Below are 17,270 nucleotides of genomic sequence, written 5' to 3'. Positions count from 1 at the left end.
GGCGCGTCGCGCCGGGGGGTCAGCGCGGCTCGGCCGGCCCCTCCGGCCGGCCGCCCCGGGCGATGTCGCCATCCATCTCGTCGAGGGGCTCGTCGAGGTGTGGCCCGCCGCGCGGCGACGGCCGTCCCTGCTGCCGGCGTTCCAGCTTCTGTCGGCGCTGGGCGGCCTCGTCCAGCTCCTCGGCCAGCCGGGCCAGCTCCGAGCGGAGGAAGTCCCGCGTCGCCACCTCGCCAAGCGCGATCCGCAGCGCGGCGACCTCCCGGGCCAGGTACTCGGTGTCCGCCTTCTGCATACCCGCGCGCCGCCGGTCCTCCTCCAACGCCACCCGGTCCCGGTCGGTCTGCCGGTTCTGCGCGAGCAGGATCAGCGGTGCCGCGTAGGACGCCTGGAGGGAGAGCACCAGGGTCAGGAACGTGAAGGTGTACGGGTCGAAGCGCAGGTTCGCCGGGGCCAGGGTGTTCCAGCCGAACCAGGCGGCGATCACCACCGTCATGTAGACGATGAAGTTCGCCGTGCCCATGCCCCGGGCGATCCCCTCGGACCAGCGGCCGAACGCCTCCGGATCGAACCGGGGCAGCTTCACGCCCCGGGGCTCGCGAGGCTGGTCCAGCCGCTCGGCCCGCCGCTGCTCACTCATCGGCGCCGTCCAGCACCTCGTGCACGGGCGCCGGGGCGGTCGGGGCGTCCCGGTCGCGCCAGTCGCGCGGCAGAGAGTGGTCCAGCACGTCGTCGACGGTGACCGCGCCGACGAGCCGGTTGTTGCGGTCGACGACCGGCATGGCGACCAGGTCGTAGGTGGCCATCCGGCGGGTGATCTCCGGCAGCGGGGTGGCCGGGCGCAGCGGGTCGATGTCGTTGACCACCACCCCGCCGAGCAGGTCGGCCGGGGGCTCCCGGAGCAGCCGCTGGAAATGCACCATGCCCAGGTACCGGCCGGTCGGGGTGGTCAGCGGCGCGCGGGTCACGAAGACCTGCGCGGCCACCGCCGGGGAGAGTTGCTCCTCCCGGATTCGAGCCAGGGCCTCGGCGACCGTGGCGTCCGGCGGCAGGATCACCGGCTCCGAGGTCATCACGCTGCCCGCCGTCCCCGACGAGTACTTCAGCAACTGGCGTACGGGGTCGGCCTCGTCCGGCTCCATCAGGTCCAGCAGCACGTCCTGCTCGGTCGGGGGCAGCTCGTTGAGCAGGTCGGCTGCGTCGTCCGGGTCCATCTCCTCCAGCACGTCCGCGGCCCGTTCCCGGTCCAGCGCGGCGAGGATCTCCACCTGGTCGTGCTCGGGCAGCTCGCTGAGCACGTCGGCCAGCCGCTCGTCGTCCAGCGCCGCCGCCACCTCGTTGCGCCGGCTGTCCGGCAGGTCCTGGAGGACATTGGCCAGGTCGGCCGGGCGCATGTCCTCCAGGACGGCGAGCAGGTTCGCCGTACCCCGGTTCTCGCCGATGTCACTGAGGCCGCGCACCCGGTCCCACTCGACCTGGTGCAGGTGGCCGCGGCGGGTGAGCCGACCGGTGTGCTCGCGGACGGCGACGCGGGCCAGCGACCACTCACCGCCCCGGCTGCGCTCCATGGCCACGTCGACCACCGACCCGGGCTGGCCGCCGGGGTCGAGCTGCACGCGCCGGTCCAGCAGCTCCTGGAGCACCAGCAGCTCGTTGGGGCGCTTTTCGAACCGGCGCAGGTTGAGCGTGCCGCTGCCGAGCACCACCGCCTCGGCGTCGATGCTGGTGATCCGGTTGATGGACAGGAAGATCCTCCGGCGCATCGGCATTTCCGCGACCAGCCCCACCACCTCCGGCGGGCGTTGGGTGGGCCGCAGCCGGGCCACCGCGTCGCGCACCCGACCCACCTGGTCACCGTTGGGGTCGAAGACGGCGACTCCGGCGAGTCGGGCGATGTAGACCCGGTTCGGCGTGCTCACGGCCACCAGCCTAAGCGCCTACTGTCTATCAACATGTCGACCTTGGCCTACGAGATCGTGGACGTCTTCACCGACCGCCCGTTCGCCGGCAATCCGCTGGCTGTGGTGTTCGGCGCCGAAGGGCTGGCCACCGAACAGATGCAGTCGCTCGCGCTGGAGTTCAACCTGTCCGAGACGGTGTTCGTGCTGCCGCCCACCCAGGTCGGGGCCACCTACCGGGCGCGGATCTTCACTCCCACCGACGAGCTGCCGTTCGCCGGTCACCCCAGCGTCGGCGCGGCGGTGACCGCGAGCCGCCGGGGAATGTTCGGTGTGGGGCGGGTCACCCAGGAGTGCGGGGTCGGCGTGCTGCCGATCGAGGTCACCGCGACGAGCGCGACGCTGACCGGCGGTGTGCCCACGCTCGGCCCCGAGCTGGACCTGGAGCCGCTGCTGGAAGTGGTCGGCCTCGCCGTCGCCGACCACGCCGGCCCGCCGCCCCGGGTCGCCGGGTGCGGGCTGGAGTTTCCGTTCCTGCCGGTGCGCAGGGACGCGGTGGCCCGCGCCCGGGTCGACTCGGCGGCGGCGCAGCGGTACGGCATCGAGCACGTCAGCATCTTCTCCTGGGACGCCGACTCGCAAACCGCGCATGCCCGGGTCTTCGTCCCCGGGCACGGCGTGCCGGAGGACCCGGCGACCGGATCGGCCGCCCTCGGGCTCGGCGTGTGGCTGGTCGCCAGCGGGCTGCTCCCCGGCGAGGGGCACTCCTCCTACATCGTCCGGCAGGGCGCCGAACTGCGCCGTCCGTCCGTGCTGGCCTGCACGGTCACCGCCGTCGGCGACGCGGCGATCGGCGCGACCGTGAGCGGCGACGTGATGTCGGTGGCGCGCGGCGAGATCGCCGTCCCACCCTTCGTGGGCTAGGTGCAAGGAAGGGCCCCCTGTCAACGCCCGCGGTAGAGAAGGGCACCCCTCTCACCGCCTCGGAGCGCGGGCCGGCGCGCCTCGAAGCGCGCACCGGCGGGCGTACGGCTCGGAGCGCGCACCGGCCGGCCGACCGGCGTACGGTCGCGTGGGCCGGCAGCCGTGCGGGAGGATGCGCAGGTGACTGACGAGGTGGACGAGCGGGTCGGCACGCCACTGCTCGACGAGGCGGTGAAGCTGGTCGACGAGGCGGTGAAGAAGGCCGCCGTGGCCTGGGTGAGCGTTGTGGGCGGGCCGGCACGGGCGCTGTGGTGCGTACCGTCGGAGGGGTCGCTGCTGGTCGTGAGCGGCCCCGGCGAGCAGGCCGCGCCCGGGCTCGCGGAGGCGACCGAGGCGCGGGTGACCCTGCGCGGCGATCACGGCGGGCGGATCGTCACCTGGCCCGCCCGGGTGACCCGGCTGAACCCCGGCACCGAAGAGTGGACGGCCCTGGCCCCGACGGTGGCGGCCAAGCGGCTCAACGCGCCCGGCCCCACGGCCGATCTGGTGGCCCGGTGGGCCACCGACGGCTGCGCCCTGGTCCGGCTCACCCCGGCCGGCGATCCGGCCGCCGGCGACCGGTTGCCGGAGGCCTCGCTCGCCGAACCACCCCGGGCGGCCCCGGTGGTCCGGGCCACCCGCAGGCCGTTCCGGCTGCACCGCGTCCGGCGCCGCTGACGGGCCCGAGCCGGCCGCGCCGCGCGCCGCGGCGACCGGGGTCAGGCCGGTTCGGCGACCGGTTCCACCAGGCCGAGGACGTCGCTGAGCGAACCCAGCTCCGGCCCGTCCCAGGCCGGTTCGGCGTTGAAGACCATGTGCTCGACGAGGTCCGGGGCGGCCAGCCGCACCGCCGTCATGCCGGCCCGCCGCGCGCCGGTGAGCTCCTGGCTGCCGCCGTCGCCGACGTACAGGCAGTCGCCCGGGGGCAGCCCGAGCGGGCGGCACGCCGACAGGTAGAGCGCCGGATCGGGCTTGCAGCGGCCAAGCTGCACCGAGAACACCCGCACGTCGAGCAGCGGGGCCACGGCCAGCTCCGGCAGGAACGCCGGCAGCTCGTGGGTGCAGTCGCTGACCAGGCCGGTGCGTACCCCCCGCTGGCGCAGCGCCGCCAGCACGGGCACCGCCTCGTCGCGCAGCCGGGTGTCCGCGCGGATCGCCCGGTGCCGGGAGACGACCGCCGCGCGCAGCGCGCTCTTCGGCGGGTGTACGCCGGCCTGCGCGCATACCCAGCGCAGGGTCGCCTCGGCGTCGCCGAACCGGCCGCTGGCCCGCTGGTAGTAGCTGCGGTCGAGCACGTCGACGAGCGCGTCGACCGGGCAACCGAGCAGCTCGGCGGTGGACCGGTGAGCCGTGCCACGTTGCACGGAACAGGTGAGCGTGCCGAAGAAGTCGAACAGCACCGCGCGAAAGACGGGCATGGGGAAGTGCCTCCGGACGTCGAGGGGGAGGGCCGTCGGCGGAAATTCCATGATCGTAACTGAATGCTGACGTTCCGTGTCGACGGGTGTCGTGTGAGGATTGCTTCCCGTGTCCGTACCTCAGCACCACCGCCCGGTGGACCCGCTGACCGGCGGGGTCGTCGCCCTGGCCGTTCTCGCGGTCTCGTCGTCCGCTCCGCTGGTCGCCTTCGCCACCGCACCGGCCCTGGCCATCGCCTTCTGGCGGAACCTGCTCTCGGTCGGTGCGCTCGTCCCGTTCGCGTTCACTTGGCGGCGGGCCGAGTTCCGGGCGCTGACCCGGCGGGGCGCCGACCGTGACTGGAGCCCGCCGGTGGGCGCGGGTCGCCGCGAGGGCTGGTACTGCGTGCTGTCCGGGGTGGCGCTGGCCGCCCACTTCGCCACCTGGATGCCGAGCATCCGGCTCACCTCAGTCGCCGCCGCGGCGGCCCTGGTCGCCACCCAGCCGGTCTGGCAGGGGCTGATCGCCCGAGGTCAGGGCCGCCGGCTGCCGCCGGCCGTCTGGGTCGGCATCGGGGTGGCGGTCGGCGGGGCGGTGCTCGCCTCCGGGGCCGATTTCGTCGCCTCCGGGCGGGCGTTCGCCGGTGACCTGCTCGCGGTGGCCGGCGGCCTCTTCGCGGCGGTCTACACCGCCCTCGGCGAGCGGGCCCGGATCGCCATCAGCACCACCACCTACACCACCATCTGCTACGGGGTGTGCGCGCTGATCCTGCTGGCCGTCTGCCTGGTCGGCGGGGTGCCGCTGGGCGGGTACGACACCAACACCTGGCTGGCGATCCTCGGCCTGGTGGCGGGTGCCCAACTGCTGGGCCACTCGATGTTCAACTACGCGCTGCGGCGGATCTCCGCGACCACGGTCAGCGTGCTGATCCTGCTGGAGGCACCCGGGGCGGCCCTGATCGCCTGGGCCTGGCTCGGCCAGCTACCCCGGGCCGGCGCGGTGCCCGGGCTCGCGCTGATCCTGGTCGGCGTCGCCGTGGTGGTGCTCGGCGGAGCCCGGACCGGCCGCCGTCACGGCTCGACGCCGACCGCCTTCGCGCTGGCCGTCCAGAGTCGGGCGGCGAGCTGGGGGTCGCTGGCCTTGCGCATCGGTCGGCGGAGCCGGCGGTCACTGTAGTAGCCGCCGTCGACCAGTCGGGCCGGGTCCTGGTTGGCCAGCCAGACCAGGGTCTCCGCGCCCTTCTCGGGGCTGCGGAACGGCAGAACCCGCAGGCCGAATGCGACCAGGGGGCTGTCCGCGCCGAACCGGGTCCGCACCACACCGGGGTGGAAGCAGTACGCCGGGATGTCCGGCCAGCGCCGGGCCGCCTCGGCGGTGAACAGGATGTTCGCCTGCTTGCTGGTGCCGTACGCGCGTATCCGCCCGTAGTCACGCAGGGCGGCGTTGAGATCGTCGGGGTCGAGCGCGCCGCTGCGGTGCGCGCCGGAGGCGGTCACCACCAGCCGACCCACCCGGTCCCGCAGCAGGGTGCTGAGCAGGAACGGGGCCAGGTGGTTGGCCTGCATGGACAGCTCGAACCCGTCGACCGTGGTCACCGGACGCAGCACGATCGCGCCGGCGTTGTTGGCCAGCACGTCGATCCGGTCGTACGCGGCGCGCAGCCGCTCGGCCAGCCCGCGCACGTCGTCGAGGACCGCGAAGTCGGCCCGGAACAGCTCGGGCCGCTCGCCGCTGGCCTCCCGTACCCGCTCGCCGGCGGCCCGGAGTCGGGCCGGGTCCCGCCCGACCAGCACGACCTCGTCGCCCCGGCGTGCGAGGTCCACGGCGGCGGCCAGCCCGATGCCGGAGCTGGCCCCGGTCACCACCACGATCCGCCGCCCAGTGAGATCTTCCACAGGCCCATTCACCCCAGTCACGGCACGAGGTTACCGTGGCGTCACAAACGCCTTTGCGATCGTTAAGTTCTCCGGTTGTCGTACCAGTGGCGTCTTTCCTGCAGGTTGGCGTCGGCCCGCCCGCCGGACGTTGGAAGGAGCGCACCCATGACCGCCGCCGGTCGTCCCCGCCGGTCCTGCCTCGCCGTGCCGGGCTCCAGCGTCAAGATGCTCGGCAAGGCCCAGGGCCTCCCCGCCGACCAGGTCTTCCTCGACCTGGAGGACGCCGTCGCCCCGCTGGCCAAGCCGGACGCGCGCAAGAACGTCGTGGCCGCGCTCAACGAGGGCGACTGGGCCGGCAAGACCCGGGTGGTCCGGGTCAACGACCTCACCACCCCGTGGACGTACCGGGACGTGATCGACATCGTCGAGGGGGTCGGCGCGAACCTGGACTGCGTCATGCTGCCGAAGGTGCAGAACGCTGCCCAGGTGCAGTGGCTGGACCTGACGCTCACCCAGCTGGAGAAGACCCTCGGCCTGACGGTCGGCCGGATCGGCATCGAGGCGCAGATCGAGAACGCCGCCGGCCTGGTCAACGTCGACGCCATCGCCGCCGCCTCGCCCCGGGTCGAGACCATCGTCTTCGGCCCGGCAGACTTCATGGCCTCGATCAACATGAGGTCGCTGGTGGTCGGCGGGCTCATCCCGGACTACCCGGGTGACCCGTACCACTACATCCTGATGCGCATCCTGATGGCCGCCCGGATGTACGACAAGCAGGCCATCGACGGCCCGTTCCTACAGATCCGGGACATCGACGCGTTCCGTGAGGTGGCGAAGCGCTCGGCCGCGCTGGGCTTCGACGGCAAGTGGGTGCTGCACCCCGGCCAGATCGACGCCGCGAACGAGGTCTACTCGCCGGCCCAGGCCGACTACGACCACGCCGAGCTGATCCTCGACGCGTACGAGCACTACACCTCCGAGGCCGGCGGCCGGCTCGGCGCGGTGATGCTCGGCGACGAGATGATCGACGAGGCGTCCCGCAAGATGGCTCTGGTGATCGCGGCCAAGGGCCGGGCGGCCGGGATGACCCGCACGTCGAGCTTCACGCCTCCCGCGGAGTGAGAGCCGTCTGCGGGAGTGGGAGCCGCCGGGGCCGGTGCCGCCCCGGGCCGGGGCGGCACCGGGCGGGTCAGAAGCCGCTGCTGCTGCCGGTGTCCATGGTGATAGCGAGGACGATCATTACCACGTAGAAGATGATCAGCAGCACCAGCAGGCCGGTGAGGATCCAGCCGACGATGATGGCGGCCTGCGCCATCCCCGCGCCGCCCTCGCCGGTCTCGCGGATCTGCTTGCGGGCCACGTGCCCGAGGATCGCGCCGATCGGCGCGGTGATGCAGGAGGCGACCCCGACGAGGGCGAGCACCAGCGCCGCGACCGCCATCCCGTTGGTCCTCTGCGCCGGCGGGTACCCGTACCCCGGGTAGCCCGGCGCCGGGTAGCCGGCCGGGGCGTAGCCGGGCACGGCGTGCGGGCCGGCGACCGGCGCGGCCTGCTCCATCTTCATCCCCGCGTACGGGTCGACGGGCGCGTACGGGTCGCCGCCGGTGGGCTGCCCGCTCACCGGCAGGGTCGGGTCGACCGGCGGCGTGGACGGTTGGGACCAGGGGTCGTTCGGGCCGCCGGCCGGTGGGGGGTATGTCATAAATTCTCTCCGCGTCTTGTCGAGGGTGCGCGGTCAGGGTAGCCAGGGCGGCCCAAAACGCGGCACCGTTACCGGGTGCCGCGTTGCCCGGGGCAGGACGAACCGGCAGGATCGCGGCATGGCAATCGACGCGCGCGCCGCAGACCGTTCCGGCAGCCGACCGCGACGGGACGTGAGCCGCCCCGGCCTGGCCCGGCGCAGCCGCTCCGCCGCCGGGGCCGGCCCGACCGACCAGGACGCCCCGGTGCCGCTGGCGGACCCGGTCACCATGCGGCTCGACGGCAGGGTCGCCCTGGTCACCGGCGCGGGCAGCCCCGACGGCATCGGGTACGCCACCGCCCGCCGGCTGGCGGACCTGGGCGCCCGGGTGGCCATCGTCTCCACCACCCGGCGCATCCACGAGCGGGCCGGCGAGCTGGGGGTGACCGGATTCGTCGCCGACCTCACCGACGAGTCGGAGGTCGGCGCGCTCGCCGACGCGGTGACCGAGCAGCTCGGCGACGTCGAGGTGCTGGTCAACAACGCCGGCCTGGCGAGCCGGGCCAGCCCGGAGGTGCTGCGCCCGGTGGCCCAGCTCAGTTACGACGAGTGGCGCGGCGAGATCGACCGGAACTTGACCACCGCGTTCCTGTGCAGCCGGGCGTTCATCGGCGGGATGGCCGAGCGCGGCTGGGGGCGGATCGTCAACCTCGCGGCAACGGCCGGCCCGGTGAACGCACTGCCCACGGAGGCGGCGTACGCGGCGGCGAAGGCGGGCGTGGTGGGTCTGACCCGGGCGTTGGCGATGGAGATGATCGCCGACGGGGTGACGGTGAACTCGGTGGCCCCCGGCACCATCCACACGGCGGCGTCCACAGTGGCGGAGATTCGGCAGGGCCTCGGCACGCCGGTGGGCCGCCCCGGCACCCCGGACGAGGTGGCTGCCGCGATCACCTTCCTCTGCTCGCCGGCCGCGTCGTACATCACCGGGCAGATGCTGGTGGTCGACGGTGGCAACAGCGTCCGCGAGGCGCAGTTCCGCTGACCGTCTCCCCGGGGAATCCGCTGTCGACCCGCGGAGAAGATCGGCTCCCGGGAAATCAGTTGTAGGAGCTGCCGTCCATGGAGCGGCCCCAGATCGCCAGCCCGATCCAGCCGCAGCAGGCGACCAGGCCGATCACGGTGAAGACGTAGCTGAGGATCAGCCCCCAGGTGGCGAGCTGGTCGCCCTCCTCCCCGGTGCGCTGGATCTGCCGCTTGGCCACGTGGCCGAGCACGATTCCGGCTGGCGCGAAGACGAACGCGAAGACCAGCGACAGCACGGCGAGGACGTTCGTGCCCCGGCCCTGCCCCGACGGGCCGTACTGGCCGTAGCCCGGGGGTGGGCCGTACTGCCCGTACTGTTCCTGGCCCGAGGGCGGGTCGTACTGGCCCTGACCTTGGCTCTGGCTCTGGCTCTGGGACGGGCCGTACTGGCCGGACGGCGGCTCGTACGGCGACGGCGGCTGGTCCGGCTCCTGCGGTGGATAACTCATCCGACACCTTCCGCTACCCGTCGTGACCTGGCCTATCGCGGACGCTACCCGCAGCGGTGAACCTTTTCACAGCGGTTGGGTGGACTGGTCGCCTTGGCGTCGTCGCCCACGAGGCCGATACTGACCGAGCGTTACCCATGAGTAATGCGCTTGTCCCCGGAGGCTGAGATGGCTCGACTCGCCCAGACGCCCGGCCTGACCGACGTGCAGCGGTCGATCCTGCAAACCGTCCGGGAGTTCGCCGACAAGGAGATCGTCCCGCACGCGCAGCGGCTGGAACGCGCCGACGAGTATCCCACCGACATCCTCGACGGAATGCGCGAGATGGGGCTGTTCGGCCTCACCATCGACGAGGAGTTCGGCGGGCTCGGCGAGTCCCTGCTGACGTACGCCCTGGTGGTCGAGGAGCTGTCCCGGGGCTGGATGTCGATCTCCGGCATCGTCAACACGCACTTCATCGTGGCGTACCTGATCTCCCAGCACGGCTCCGCCGAGCAGAAGGCCCGGCTGCTGCCCCGGATGGCCACCGGCGAGGTGCGCGGCGCGTTCTCCATGTCGGAGCCGGAGTGCGGCTCCGACGTCTCGGCGATCAGGTCGAGGGCGGTCCGCGCCGGCGACAACTACGTGCTCGACGGCCAGAAGATGTGGCTGACCAACGGCGCGTACTCCTCGGTGGTCGCCACCCTGGTCAGGACCGACACCGGTGCCGAATCCGTGTACGGCAACATGAGCACCTTCCTGCTGGAGAAGGAGCCGGGCTTCGGCGAGACCGCCCCCGGCCTGACCATCCCCGGCCGGATCGACAAGTTGGGCTACAAGGGCGTCGAGACCACCGAGATGGTGCTCGACGGCGTCACCGTCCCCGCCTGCACCGTGCTCGGCGGTGCGGAGCAGGTCGGCCGTGGCTTCTATCAGATGATGGACGGCATCGAGGTGGGCCGGGTCAACGTCGCCGCCCGCGCCTGCGGCATCTCGATCCGCGCCTTCGAGCTGGCCGTCGCGTACGCCCAGCAGCGCAGGACCTTCGGCCAGCCGCTCGCCAAGCACCAGGCGATCGCGTTCAAGCTCGCCGAGATGGGCACGAAGATCGAGGCCGCACATGCCCTCATGGTCAACGCCGCCCGGCTCAAGGACGCCGGCCAGCGCAACGACGTCGAGGCCGGGATGGCCAAGCTGCTCGCCTCCGAGTACTGCGTCGAGGTCGTCCAGGAGGCGTTCCGCATCCACGGCGGCTACGGCTACTCCAAGGAGTACGAGATCGAGCGGCTGATGCGGGAGGCCCCGTTCCTGCTCATCGGCGAGGGCACCTCGGAGATCCAGAAGACCATCATCTCCCGCGGCCTTTTGCGCGACTACAAGCTCTGACGGTGCAAGGAAGGCCCCCTGTCAACGCTTTCGGTATAGGAAGGGGCCCCTGCAAACCAGCACCATGCCCAACACTCGAGCCGACGCCGGCCGGCGGGAGCGGCATTCAGCCGAGGCGGCTCAGGTTGGCGGCGGCCCGCTCGATGATCAGGCACCGGTCCTCGACGTAGTCGACACCGGCCTCCTCGGCGATCCGGCGCGCCTCGAGCGAGACGATCCCGAGCTGCAACCAGACCGCGGGCGCGCCGATGGCCACCGCCTCGCGGACCACCTCGACGGCGTCCCGGGCCGGACGGAACACGTTCACCAGGTCCACCGGGTGCGGAATGTCGGCCAGGGACGCGTACGCCCGCTCGCCGAACAGCTCGTCGACCGTCGGGTTGACCGGGATGATCCGCCAGCCGTACCGCTGCATCCGCGCCGGCACCCGGTGCGCGGGCTTGCCGGGGTCGCGGGACGCGCCCACGACGGCGATCACGGCGGCTTCGGCGAGGATCTGCTGGGCGCTGCGCACCCCGCGACTGTAGCCGGCCGCCCGGCTCAGAGCAGGGTGAGCTGCTCGGCGGGCGGCGCGACCGGCTTCGCGACCGGCCGTCGGTCGTCGCCCGCTTCGGGGCGGATCAGCCTGTGCCGGCGGGCGGCGATGCGCACCCGGGCGGCCAGTTCCCGCTGGTACGCCTGCGGCGCGTACGCACCCGCCCGGTAGAGCTCCCGGTAGCGGGGGACGAGGTGCGGGTGCTCCCGGCCGAGCCAGCGCGCGTACCACTCGCGGGCACCGGGGCGCAGGTGCAGGGCCAGCGGCGTCACGCTGGCCGCCCCGGCGGCGGCGATCGCCGAGACGGTGGCGTCGATCGACGCGTCGTCGTCGGAGAGGCCGGGCAGGGTCGGGGCCATCAGCACGCCGACGGAGAAACCGGCGTCGGTCAGCGCCCGGACGGCCGCCAGCCGGCGGCGCGGGCTCGGGGTGCCCGGCTCCACCGCCCGCCACAGCGCCTCGTCGAGGAACCCCACCGAGTACGCCAGGCCGACCCGGGTCACCTCGGCGGCGCGGCGCAGCAGCGGCAGGTCCCGCAGCAGGAGCGTGCCCTTGGTCAGGATCGAGAACGGGTTCGCGAAGTCGCGCAGCGCCGCGATGATCTGCGGCATGAGCTGGTATTTCCCCTCGGCGCGCTGGTAGCAGTCCACGTTGGTGCCCATCGCCACGGGTGCCCCACGCCACCGGGGCGCGGCCAGCTCCCGGCGCACCAACTCGCCCGCGTTGACCTTGACGATCACCTGCCGGTCGAAGTCCGCCCCGGCGTCGAGGTCGAGATAGGTGTGCGTGTTGCGGGCGTAGCAGTAGACGCAGGCATGCGAACAGCCCCGGTAGGGGTTGATCGTCCACTCGAAGGGAACGCGGGACGCGCCCGGCACCCGGTTGATGATCGACTTGGCCCGGACCTCGTGGAAGGTCATCCCCGCGAAGCCCGGGGTGTCGAAGGTGCGGGTGACCGCGCCGGGCAGCGCCAGCGGCAGGGGTGGAGCCGCCGGCGCTGCCCGCTCGGAACCGGCCTCGTCCGGGGGAGCGGAGAGGTTTCCCCAGCGCATGACCCACATTCGAACACATGTACGAACTGCGCGCAAGTGACCTGCCGGACACCGGTGTGCGGCGGGCCGCGGCCGGGGGGAGGATGGCAGCATGGAGAGGTCGACCTTCGTCTACGACGGCGACTGCGCGTTCTGCACGAGGTGCGCGGAGTTCATCGAGCGCCGCATCCCCACCCGGGCGCGCGTGCTGCCCTGGCAGTTCGCCGACCTCGACGCGCTGGGCCTGAGGGAGGCCGAGTGCGAGGAGGCGGTGCAGTGGGTGGGTGCGGACGGCTCCCGGGCCGCCGGGCCGGACGCGATCGCGAAGCTGCTCGGTGAAAGCGGCCTCTTCTGGCGGGTCGCCGGGTCCGCCCTGCGCTTCCCGCCCGCCCGCGCGGTGGCTTGGCCCGCGTACCGCTGGGTTGCCCGCAACCGCCACCGGCTGCCAGGTGGCACGGCCGCCTGCGCCGTGCCCTCGGCCCGCCGGGACTGACCTCTCACATCGCCCCCGAGCGCGGCGAGCAGCCGTTTCGAGCAGTGCCAACGAGGGCCGTCCGTCGCGAGACGGCAGGTCCCACACCTCGACCAGTCCCGCGCGGGGCGACCCGCGGCCAGCACCCGGACGGCACCCGCCGGCAGGTCCGGGTCGGTGGCGATGTGGCGGGAACGCGCGGAGGACCCGCCCCTACGGCTGGTGCAGCGGCGCGGGGCGGAGGTCGTCGCCACTAGCTGCGAGGGGCTGGTCGTCGAGCTGGCCGGGCCGCCCCGGCGTAGTCGCCCCGGCGGGTTGCCCCGGCGGGCCGCCCCGGCGTAGTCGCCCCGCGCCTGCCTGCCGCAGCCAGCCGACCGGGCGTATCCGCTCCAGCGGCAGGAAGCTGGCCATCGCCACCAGGTGCGGGGCGAACGAGATGGTGATCGTCGCCATGGTGACCAGGTGGAACGAGTAGAAGAAGCCGACCATGGCCAGCCGCCAGCGTGCCGGCAGCACGAAGACCACCGGGCTGAGCAGCTCGAAGGCGAGGATGCCGAACTGCGCCACGAGCAGCAGGTACGGCACGCCGGCGATCAGGTCGGCCAAATCGGTGCCGCGCCGGATGATCGCCTTGGCGAGCACCGAACCGGTGGCCCAGTCGAGGCCCCCGAACCGGAACTTGGCGAAGGCGGCCAGGAAGTACGTGCAGATCACTGCGATCTGGGTGACCCGCAGAGCCCAGCCGCCGGCCTCGGTGCGGGTCGGGTCGCCGTGCCGGGCCCGGCCGGCGGTGGGCAGCGCGGCGAGCGCGACGAGCAGGCCGAACCGGTCGTGGTCGACCTTGCCGTAGCTCATCGCGATGATCATCCACTCCAGATAGAGCGCGAAGACCGACCAGCCGAGCAGGCGGTGGGCCCGGCCGGTCGCGGCGAGCAGGGCGAGGACCAGCAGCACCCAGAAGATCACGCTTACCAGCGCCGGGGTGGGGGTCGGCAGCGGGAGCACCCGCCCGACGAGCAGCGGCTGGTAGAGGTCGCCGGGCACGCTCGCGCGGGCGCGTACCCAGGGGGTGAAGACCACCAGGTCGGCGGCGACGAACAGGTAGACCAGGGTGCGGAAGGCGGCCACCCGGCCCCGGGGGACCGCCTCGGTGAGCCAGCGGGTCACCCGTCGGCCCGCCAGCTCACCACGGTCTCGTCGGTCCAGCGCCCGGTCGGCCGGCCGGTCTCGATGCCGTACCAGCGGATCACGATGCGTACCTCGACCAGCACGGCGGCGTCGGGGTGACGTTCGGCGTACGCGTCGGCGACCTGGCGCAGCCGGGCCGGATCCTCGACGTACCGGCTCTGCTGGCCCTCGATCTCGGCCCGGCGGATGCCGGTGGCGTCCTGGCCGAGGTCGACCACGGCGCCGGTGCGGTCGACGCCCTCGATGCGGGTGTCGGGGGCGGGGGCGTCCGGCGGGTCGGACGTGGAGTACATCCGGAACGGCCCGAACGGGAAGTCGTCGTCGGTGCCCCAGGCGGTGCCGGCCAGCAGCACGGCGAGGCCGAGCGCGGTGGCGCCCAGGCGGGCCCCCCGGCCCCGGCGGGTCAGCGTCTCCATCGGTTCACGACGGTACGGGATGGAGGGGCCGCTTCGGGTCCCTCCATCGGCCGGCGTGCCCCCGGCCGCACCGGTCACCTGGGGCCGGTGACGCGGCGACGGCCGGACCCGACGTGGGTCCGGCCGTCGGCCGGCTCGGCGCTTGGTGCCTGTGGCCGGCGCGGTGCCTGCGCGCAGTGCTGGTGGCTCGGTGCTCAGTGCTGGTGCTCGGCCAGCTTCTTGCGCACGTCGTCCATGTCGAGGCCCTGGACCTGCTCGATGAGGTTCTCCAGGGCCGACTCGGGCAGTGCCCCCGGCTGGGCGAAGACGATCACGCCGTCCCGGATCGCCATGATCGTCGGGATCGAGCGGATGTCGAACTTCGCGCCGAGCTCCTGCTGGGCCTCGGTGTCGACCTTGCCGAAGACGATGTCCGGGTGCTTTTCCGAGGAGCGCTCGTAGACAGGGGCGAACCGCTTGCACGGGCCGCACCACTCCGCCCAGAAGTCGACGAGGACGATGCCGTCGCCGCCCGTCACCTCGTCGAAGTTCGCCGTGGTCAGCTCAACGGTTGCCATGTGGACTCTCCGATCACCGCGGAATCACCTACGCCTCCTGGAACCAGGACGGAGCCCGTCGAATTCCCGGGCGTCCGTCCCCGAAACCCGGCGGGGCCGGGGAGGGGTGCCAGCGCATCGACTTTTGTCTGTTGACGGCGTCCGCGTGGCGTGCACATGCATGACGCATTTGCGTGACCAGCCGTGATGGGAGCGTTTCCACAGCTAGCGCCCCTGATTGTTGATCAACTTCGATGATTTGACGCCTGACAAGCACCGATTCGACCCGTGGAGATCGCCCCGACGCTCGTTGATCGTCACTCTTCGTATTGTTACGAAAAGATAAATGTGACGTCGGTCTCTGTTGGTCGGGCATCTCCGTGCGGCAGAATCTTCCCCATCAGAGCGTGGGCGGCGGGTGCCGGGGAGGGCCCCGCCGCTCATTGCGTCTCCCCCCGGGTGTGCGGCCGGTGTGGCATTTTCGCGGCAGGCCCGACCCCGGCGTCACCTTAACCCTCGATAAGGCATGCTGGCCCGAACTCCGTCGCCGCCGTGAAGGGGACACCGATGCAGTTCGGCCGCTACTACGAGGAGTTCGAGGTCGGCGCGGTCTACCGGCACTGGCCGGGCAAAACCGTCACCGAGTACGACGACCACCTCTTCTGCCTGCTCACCATGAACCACCACCCCCTGCACCTCGACGCGCACTACGCCGAGTCGGCGAGCCAGTTCGGGCGCAACGTCGTGGTCGGCAACTACGTCTACTCCCTGCTGCTCGGCCTCTCCGTGCCCGACGTCAGCGGCAAGGCCATCGCGAACCTTGAGGTCGAGTCGCTGCGGCACGTCGCACCGACCTTCCACGGCGACACCATCTACGGCGAGACCACCGTCCTGGACAAGCGCGAGTCCGAGTCGAAGCCGGACCGGGGCGTCGTGTCGGTGGAGACCCGCGGCTACAAGCAGGACGGCACCATGGTCTGCGTCTTCCGCCGCCGGGTGATGGTCCCCAAGCGGGCGTACGCGGCCACGACCGTCGCAGCGGGCGTCGACCCGGAGCGGCCGAGCTTCCCCGAGCCGCGCTGACTCCTTCCGTACGCCGTCACGTCCTTTCCGGCGCCGTTGCGGCGAAGGGGCCCGGCGTGCCGGACGGGGCCATATGCTGGCGCCGGAGGTCCCCATGAGCCACTCCGTCGCCGGAGAGCCGCCCTCTGCCGGCCGCCGCGCCGTACCGTTGACCACCGCCGTCTACTCCGCCGCCGAGTGGGACCTGCTGACCGGCCTCCCCGGCCGGGTGCTCGTGGCCGCCGCCGCGCCCGCCCCTGGCGACCCGCCCCGGGGCGTCGCCGCCGGGCTGGCCGGTCTGGACGCCGTGGCCGCCGGTCGCGCCTCCGACAGCGACCTGGTCCGCGCCGTGGTCGCCGCCATCTACGCGCGGCACGACGGGACGGCCGCACCGGCCGACCGGCTCACCGACCCGGTCGACCTGCTGGCCGCCTGCCGGGCCGCGGTCCGGCTGCTGCGCCAGCGGGCCGACCCCGCCGACTCGGCCGCGTACCGGCAGTGGGTGCAGTCGGTGGCGGCCCGGGTCCGCCGGGCTACCGCCGGGGCCCCGGCGGGCATGGCCGCCACTCCGGCCGACCTGCGCTTCCTGGACCGGCTCGGCGGCGCCCTCGACCTGGGCTGACCCCGCCCGATCAGGCGCCCCGGCCCGCCGCGCCCGGCGGGCCGGGGTGTCCGTACGCTCTGCAGACCGTGACCGGTGACCAGCTCGAAGTCGGCGTGGGACCGTGGGTCGGCGACCCCCCGGACGATCCGCGCTACGACCCGGAGTTGCTCGCCGGAGGCGACCGGCGCAACGTCGTGGACCGCTACCGGTACTGGCGGCGCGAGGCCGTGGTGGCCGACCTCGACCGACGCCGGCACGACTTCCACGTGGCGATCGAGAACTGGCAGCACGACCTCAACATCGGCACCGTGGTCCGCAACGCCAACGCCTTCCTCGCCGCCGAGGTGCACATCGTCGGGCGGCGACGGTGGAACCGGCGGGGTGCCATGGTGACCGACCGGTACCAGCACGTCCGGCACCACGAGACGATCGAGGAGTTCGCTGCTTGGGTGGCGGGCCGGAACCTGCCGGTGGTGGGCATCGACAACCTGCCCGGCTCCCGCCCGCTGGAGACGACGAGCCTGCCGCGCCGCTGCGCGCTGCTCTTCGGCCAGGAGGGTCCGGGGCTGTCCGACGTCGCGCGGGCGGCCTGCGACCAGCTCTTCTCCATCGCCCAGTACGGCTCCACCCGGTCGATCAACGCCGGGGTGGCCAGCGGGATCGCCATGCACGCCTGGATCCGCGCCCACGCCGGCCCGCCGCCCGCCTGACC

Annotated in this window: 21 protein-coding genes; 10 read left to right on the top strand and 11 right to left on the bottom strand. The window is 72.9% G+C overall.

The features are described from left to right. Positions 1–19: 19 nt before the first annotated feature. Positions 20–637 carry a DUF1003 domain-containing protein gene (locus tag E1258_RS01735; RefSeq protein WP_132396177.1) on the bottom strand — a complete coding sequence of 206 codons (618 nt, stop codon included), beginning with the start codon at positions 635–637 and terminating at the stop codon, positions 20–22. Then, positions 630–1,916 (bottom strand): magnesium transporter MgtE N-terminal domain-containing protein, encoded by a 1,287-nt coding sequence (locus E1258_RS01730; protein ID WP_132396175.1) that lies wholly within the window; start codon positions 1,914–1,916, stop codon positions 630–632. The genes E1258_RS01735 and E1258_RS01730 overlap by 8 nt, the downstream gene beginning before the upstream one ends. Positions 1,917–1,949: 33 nt before the next feature. Here E1258_RS01730 and E1258_RS01725 point away from each other — a divergent pair, with 33 nt between their 5' ends. Both E1258_RS01725 and E1258_RS01720 read left to right on the top strand, forming a co-directional pair. After that, a complete protein-coding gene (locus tag E1258_RS01725) occupies positions 1,950–2,819 on the top strand; it encodes a PhzF family phenazine biosynthesis protein (RefSeq protein WP_132396173.1) in 870 nt (289 codons plus the stop codon). A 180-nt stretch (positions 2,820–2,999) separates the two neighbouring features. Then, a complete protein-coding gene (locus tag E1258_RS01720) occupies positions 3,000–3,536 on the top strand; it encodes a hypothetical protein (RefSeq protein WP_132396171.1) in 537 nt (178 codons plus the stop codon). 41 nt (positions 3,537–3,577) lie between these two features. Here E1258_RS01720 and E1258_RS01715 read toward each other — a convergent pair whose 3' ends face one another. Further along, positions 3,578–4,276: an HAD family hydrolase gene (locus tag E1258_RS01715; protein ID WP_132396169.1), complete on the bottom strand. Its 699-nt coding sequence runs from the start codon at positions 4,274–4,276 to the stop codon at positions 3,578–3,580. Between the two features lie 100 nt (positions 4,277–4,376). Between E1258_RS01715 and E1258_RS01710 the strand changes: the two genes are divergently transcribed. Beyond that, positions 4,377–5,432, top strand: coding sequence for a DMT family transporter (locus tag E1258_RS01710; RefSeq protein WP_243715116.1), 1,056 nt, complete (start codon positions 4,377–4,379; stop codon positions 5,430–5,432). Here the strand turns inward: E1258_RS01710 and E1258_RS01705 are convergent. Further along, entirely contained in the window at positions 5,327–6,151 is an 825-nt protein-coding gene (locus tag E1258_RS01705) for an SDR family NAD(P)-dependent oxidoreductase (protein ID WP_083802306.1), read from the bottom strand. The genes E1258_RS01710 and E1258_RS01705 overlap by 106 nt on opposite strands. A 147-nt stretch (positions 6,152–6,298) precedes the next feature. Between E1258_RS01705 and E1258_RS01700 the strand changes: the two genes are divergently transcribed. Further along, positions 6,299–7,255 carry a CoA ester lyase gene (locus E1258_RS01700; protein ID WP_132396167.1) on the top strand — a complete coding sequence of 319 codons (957 nt, stop codon included), beginning with the start codon at positions 6,299–6,301 and terminating at the stop codon, positions 7,253–7,255. A 67-nt stretch (positions 7,256–7,322) separates the two neighbouring features. Here E1258_RS01700 and E1258_RS01695 read toward each other — a convergent pair whose 3' ends face one another. Further along, positions 7,323–7,835, bottom strand: coding sequence for a DUF4190 domain-containing protein (locus E1258_RS01695; RefSeq protein WP_132396165.1), 513 nt, complete (start codon positions 7,833–7,835; stop codon positions 7,323–7,325). 187 nt (positions 7,836–8,022) lie between these two features. Here E1258_RS01695 and E1258_RS01690 point away from each other — a divergent pair, with 187 nt between their 5' ends. Next, positions 8,023–8,859 carry an SDR family NAD(P)-dependent oxidoreductase gene (locus E1258_RS01690; protein ID WP_207919366.1) on the top strand — a complete coding sequence of 279 codons (837 nt, stop codon included), beginning with the start codon at positions 8,023–8,025 and terminating at the stop codon, positions 8,857–8,859. 55 nt (positions 8,860–8,914) lie between these two features. Here E1258_RS01690 and E1258_RS01685 read toward each other — a convergent pair whose 3' ends face one another. Continuing rightward, positions 8,915–9,349: a DUF4190 domain-containing protein gene (locus E1258_RS01685; protein WP_132396161.1), complete on the bottom strand. Its 435-nt coding sequence runs from the start codon at positions 9,347–9,349 to the stop codon at positions 8,915–8,917. 168 nt (positions 9,350–9,517) lie between these two features. On the opposite strand from E1258_RS01685, the gene E1258_RS01680 reads away from it, so the two are divergent. After that, on the top strand, positions 9,518–10,714 hold the full coding sequence (locus tag E1258_RS01680; protein ID WP_132396159.1) for an acyl-CoA dehydrogenase family protein: 1,197 nt from the start codon (positions 9,518–9,520) through the stop codon (positions 10,712–10,714). Positions 10,715–10,820: 106 nt separating this feature from the next. Here E1258_RS01680 and E1258_RS01675 read toward each other — a convergent pair whose 3' ends face one another. Both E1258_RS01675 and E1258_RS01670 read right to left on the bottom strand, forming a co-directional pair. Next, positions 10,821–11,228: a CoA-binding protein gene (locus E1258_RS01675; RefSeq protein WP_007074423.1), complete on the bottom strand. Its 408-nt coding sequence runs from the start codon at positions 11,226–11,228 to the stop codon at positions 10,821–10,823. A 26-nt stretch (positions 11,229–11,254) separates the two neighbouring features. Further along, complete coding sequence (locus E1258_RS01670; RefSeq protein WP_132396157.1) at positions 11,255–12,301, bottom strand: Rv2578c family radical SAM protein; 1,047 nt, start codon at positions 12,299–12,301, stop codon at positions 11,255–11,257. Between the two features lie 91 nt (positions 12,302–12,392). On the opposite strand from E1258_RS01670, the gene E1258_RS01665 reads away from it, so the two are divergent. Further along, on the top strand, positions 12,393–12,773 hold the full coding sequence (locus E1258_RS01665) for a thiol-disulfide oxidoreductase DCC family protein (RefSeq protein ID WP_132396155.1): 381 nt from the start codon (positions 12,393–12,395) through the stop codon (positions 12,771–12,773). 192 nt (positions 12,774–12,965) lie between these two features. Here the strand turns inward: E1258_RS01665 and E1258_RS01660 are convergent, their stop codons facing one another. The 3 genes from E1258_RS01660 to trxA form a co-directional block, all read right to left on the bottom strand. Beyond that, positions 12,966–13,919, bottom strand: a complete 954-nt coding sequence (locus tag E1258_RS01660) for an MFS transporter permease (RefSeq protein ID WP_132396153.1) — start codon at positions 13,917–13,919, stop codon at positions 12,966–12,968. Beyond that, complete coding sequence (locus E1258_RS01655) at positions 13,916–14,356, bottom strand: hypothetical protein (protein ID WP_132396151.1); 441 nt, start codon at positions 14,354–14,356, stop codon at positions 13,916–13,918. The genes E1258_RS01660 and E1258_RS01655 overlap by 4 nt, the downstream gene beginning before the upstream one ends. A 194-nt stretch (positions 14,357–14,550) precedes the next feature. Next, entirely contained in the window at positions 14,551–14,913 is a 363-nt protein-coding gene (gene trxA, locus E1258_RS01650) for a thioredoxin (RefSeq protein WP_007074428.1), read from the bottom strand. A 546-nt stretch (positions 14,914–15,459) separates the two neighbouring features. On the opposite strand from trxA, the gene E1258_RS01645 reads away from it, so the two are divergent. The 3 genes from E1258_RS01645 to E1258_RS01635 all read left to right on the top strand — a co-directional run bounded on the left by E1258_RS01645 (position 15,460) and on the right by E1258_RS01635 (position 17,268). Continuing rightward, positions 15,460–15,975: a MaoC family dehydratase gene (locus E1258_RS01645; protein WP_036374042.1), complete on the top strand. Its 516-nt coding sequence runs from the start codon at positions 15,460–15,462 to the stop codon at positions 15,973–15,975. Between the two features lie 73 nt (positions 15,976–16,048). Beyond that, positions 16,049–16,576, top strand: a complete 528-nt coding sequence (locus tag E1258_RS01640) for a hypothetical protein (protein ID WP_207919365.1) — start codon at positions 16,049–16,051, stop codon at positions 16,574–16,576. A 68-nt stretch (positions 16,577–16,644) separates the two neighbouring features. Continuing rightward, positions 16,645–17,268 (top strand): RNA methyltransferase, encoded by a 624-nt coding sequence (locus tag E1258_RS01635; protein ID WP_132396147.1) that lies wholly within the window; start codon positions 16,645–16,647, stop codon positions 17,266–17,268. Positions 17,269–17,270 lie beyond the last annotated feature (2 nt).

It is taken from the genome of Micromonospora sp. KC207 (assembly GCF_004348615.1).
Classification (GTDB): Bacteria; Actinomycetota; Actinomycetes; order Mycobacteriales; family Micromonosporaceae; genus Micromonospora.
Note: the sequence above shows the minus strand (reverse complement) of the source record. Positions and strands in the feature narration are given on the sequence as shown.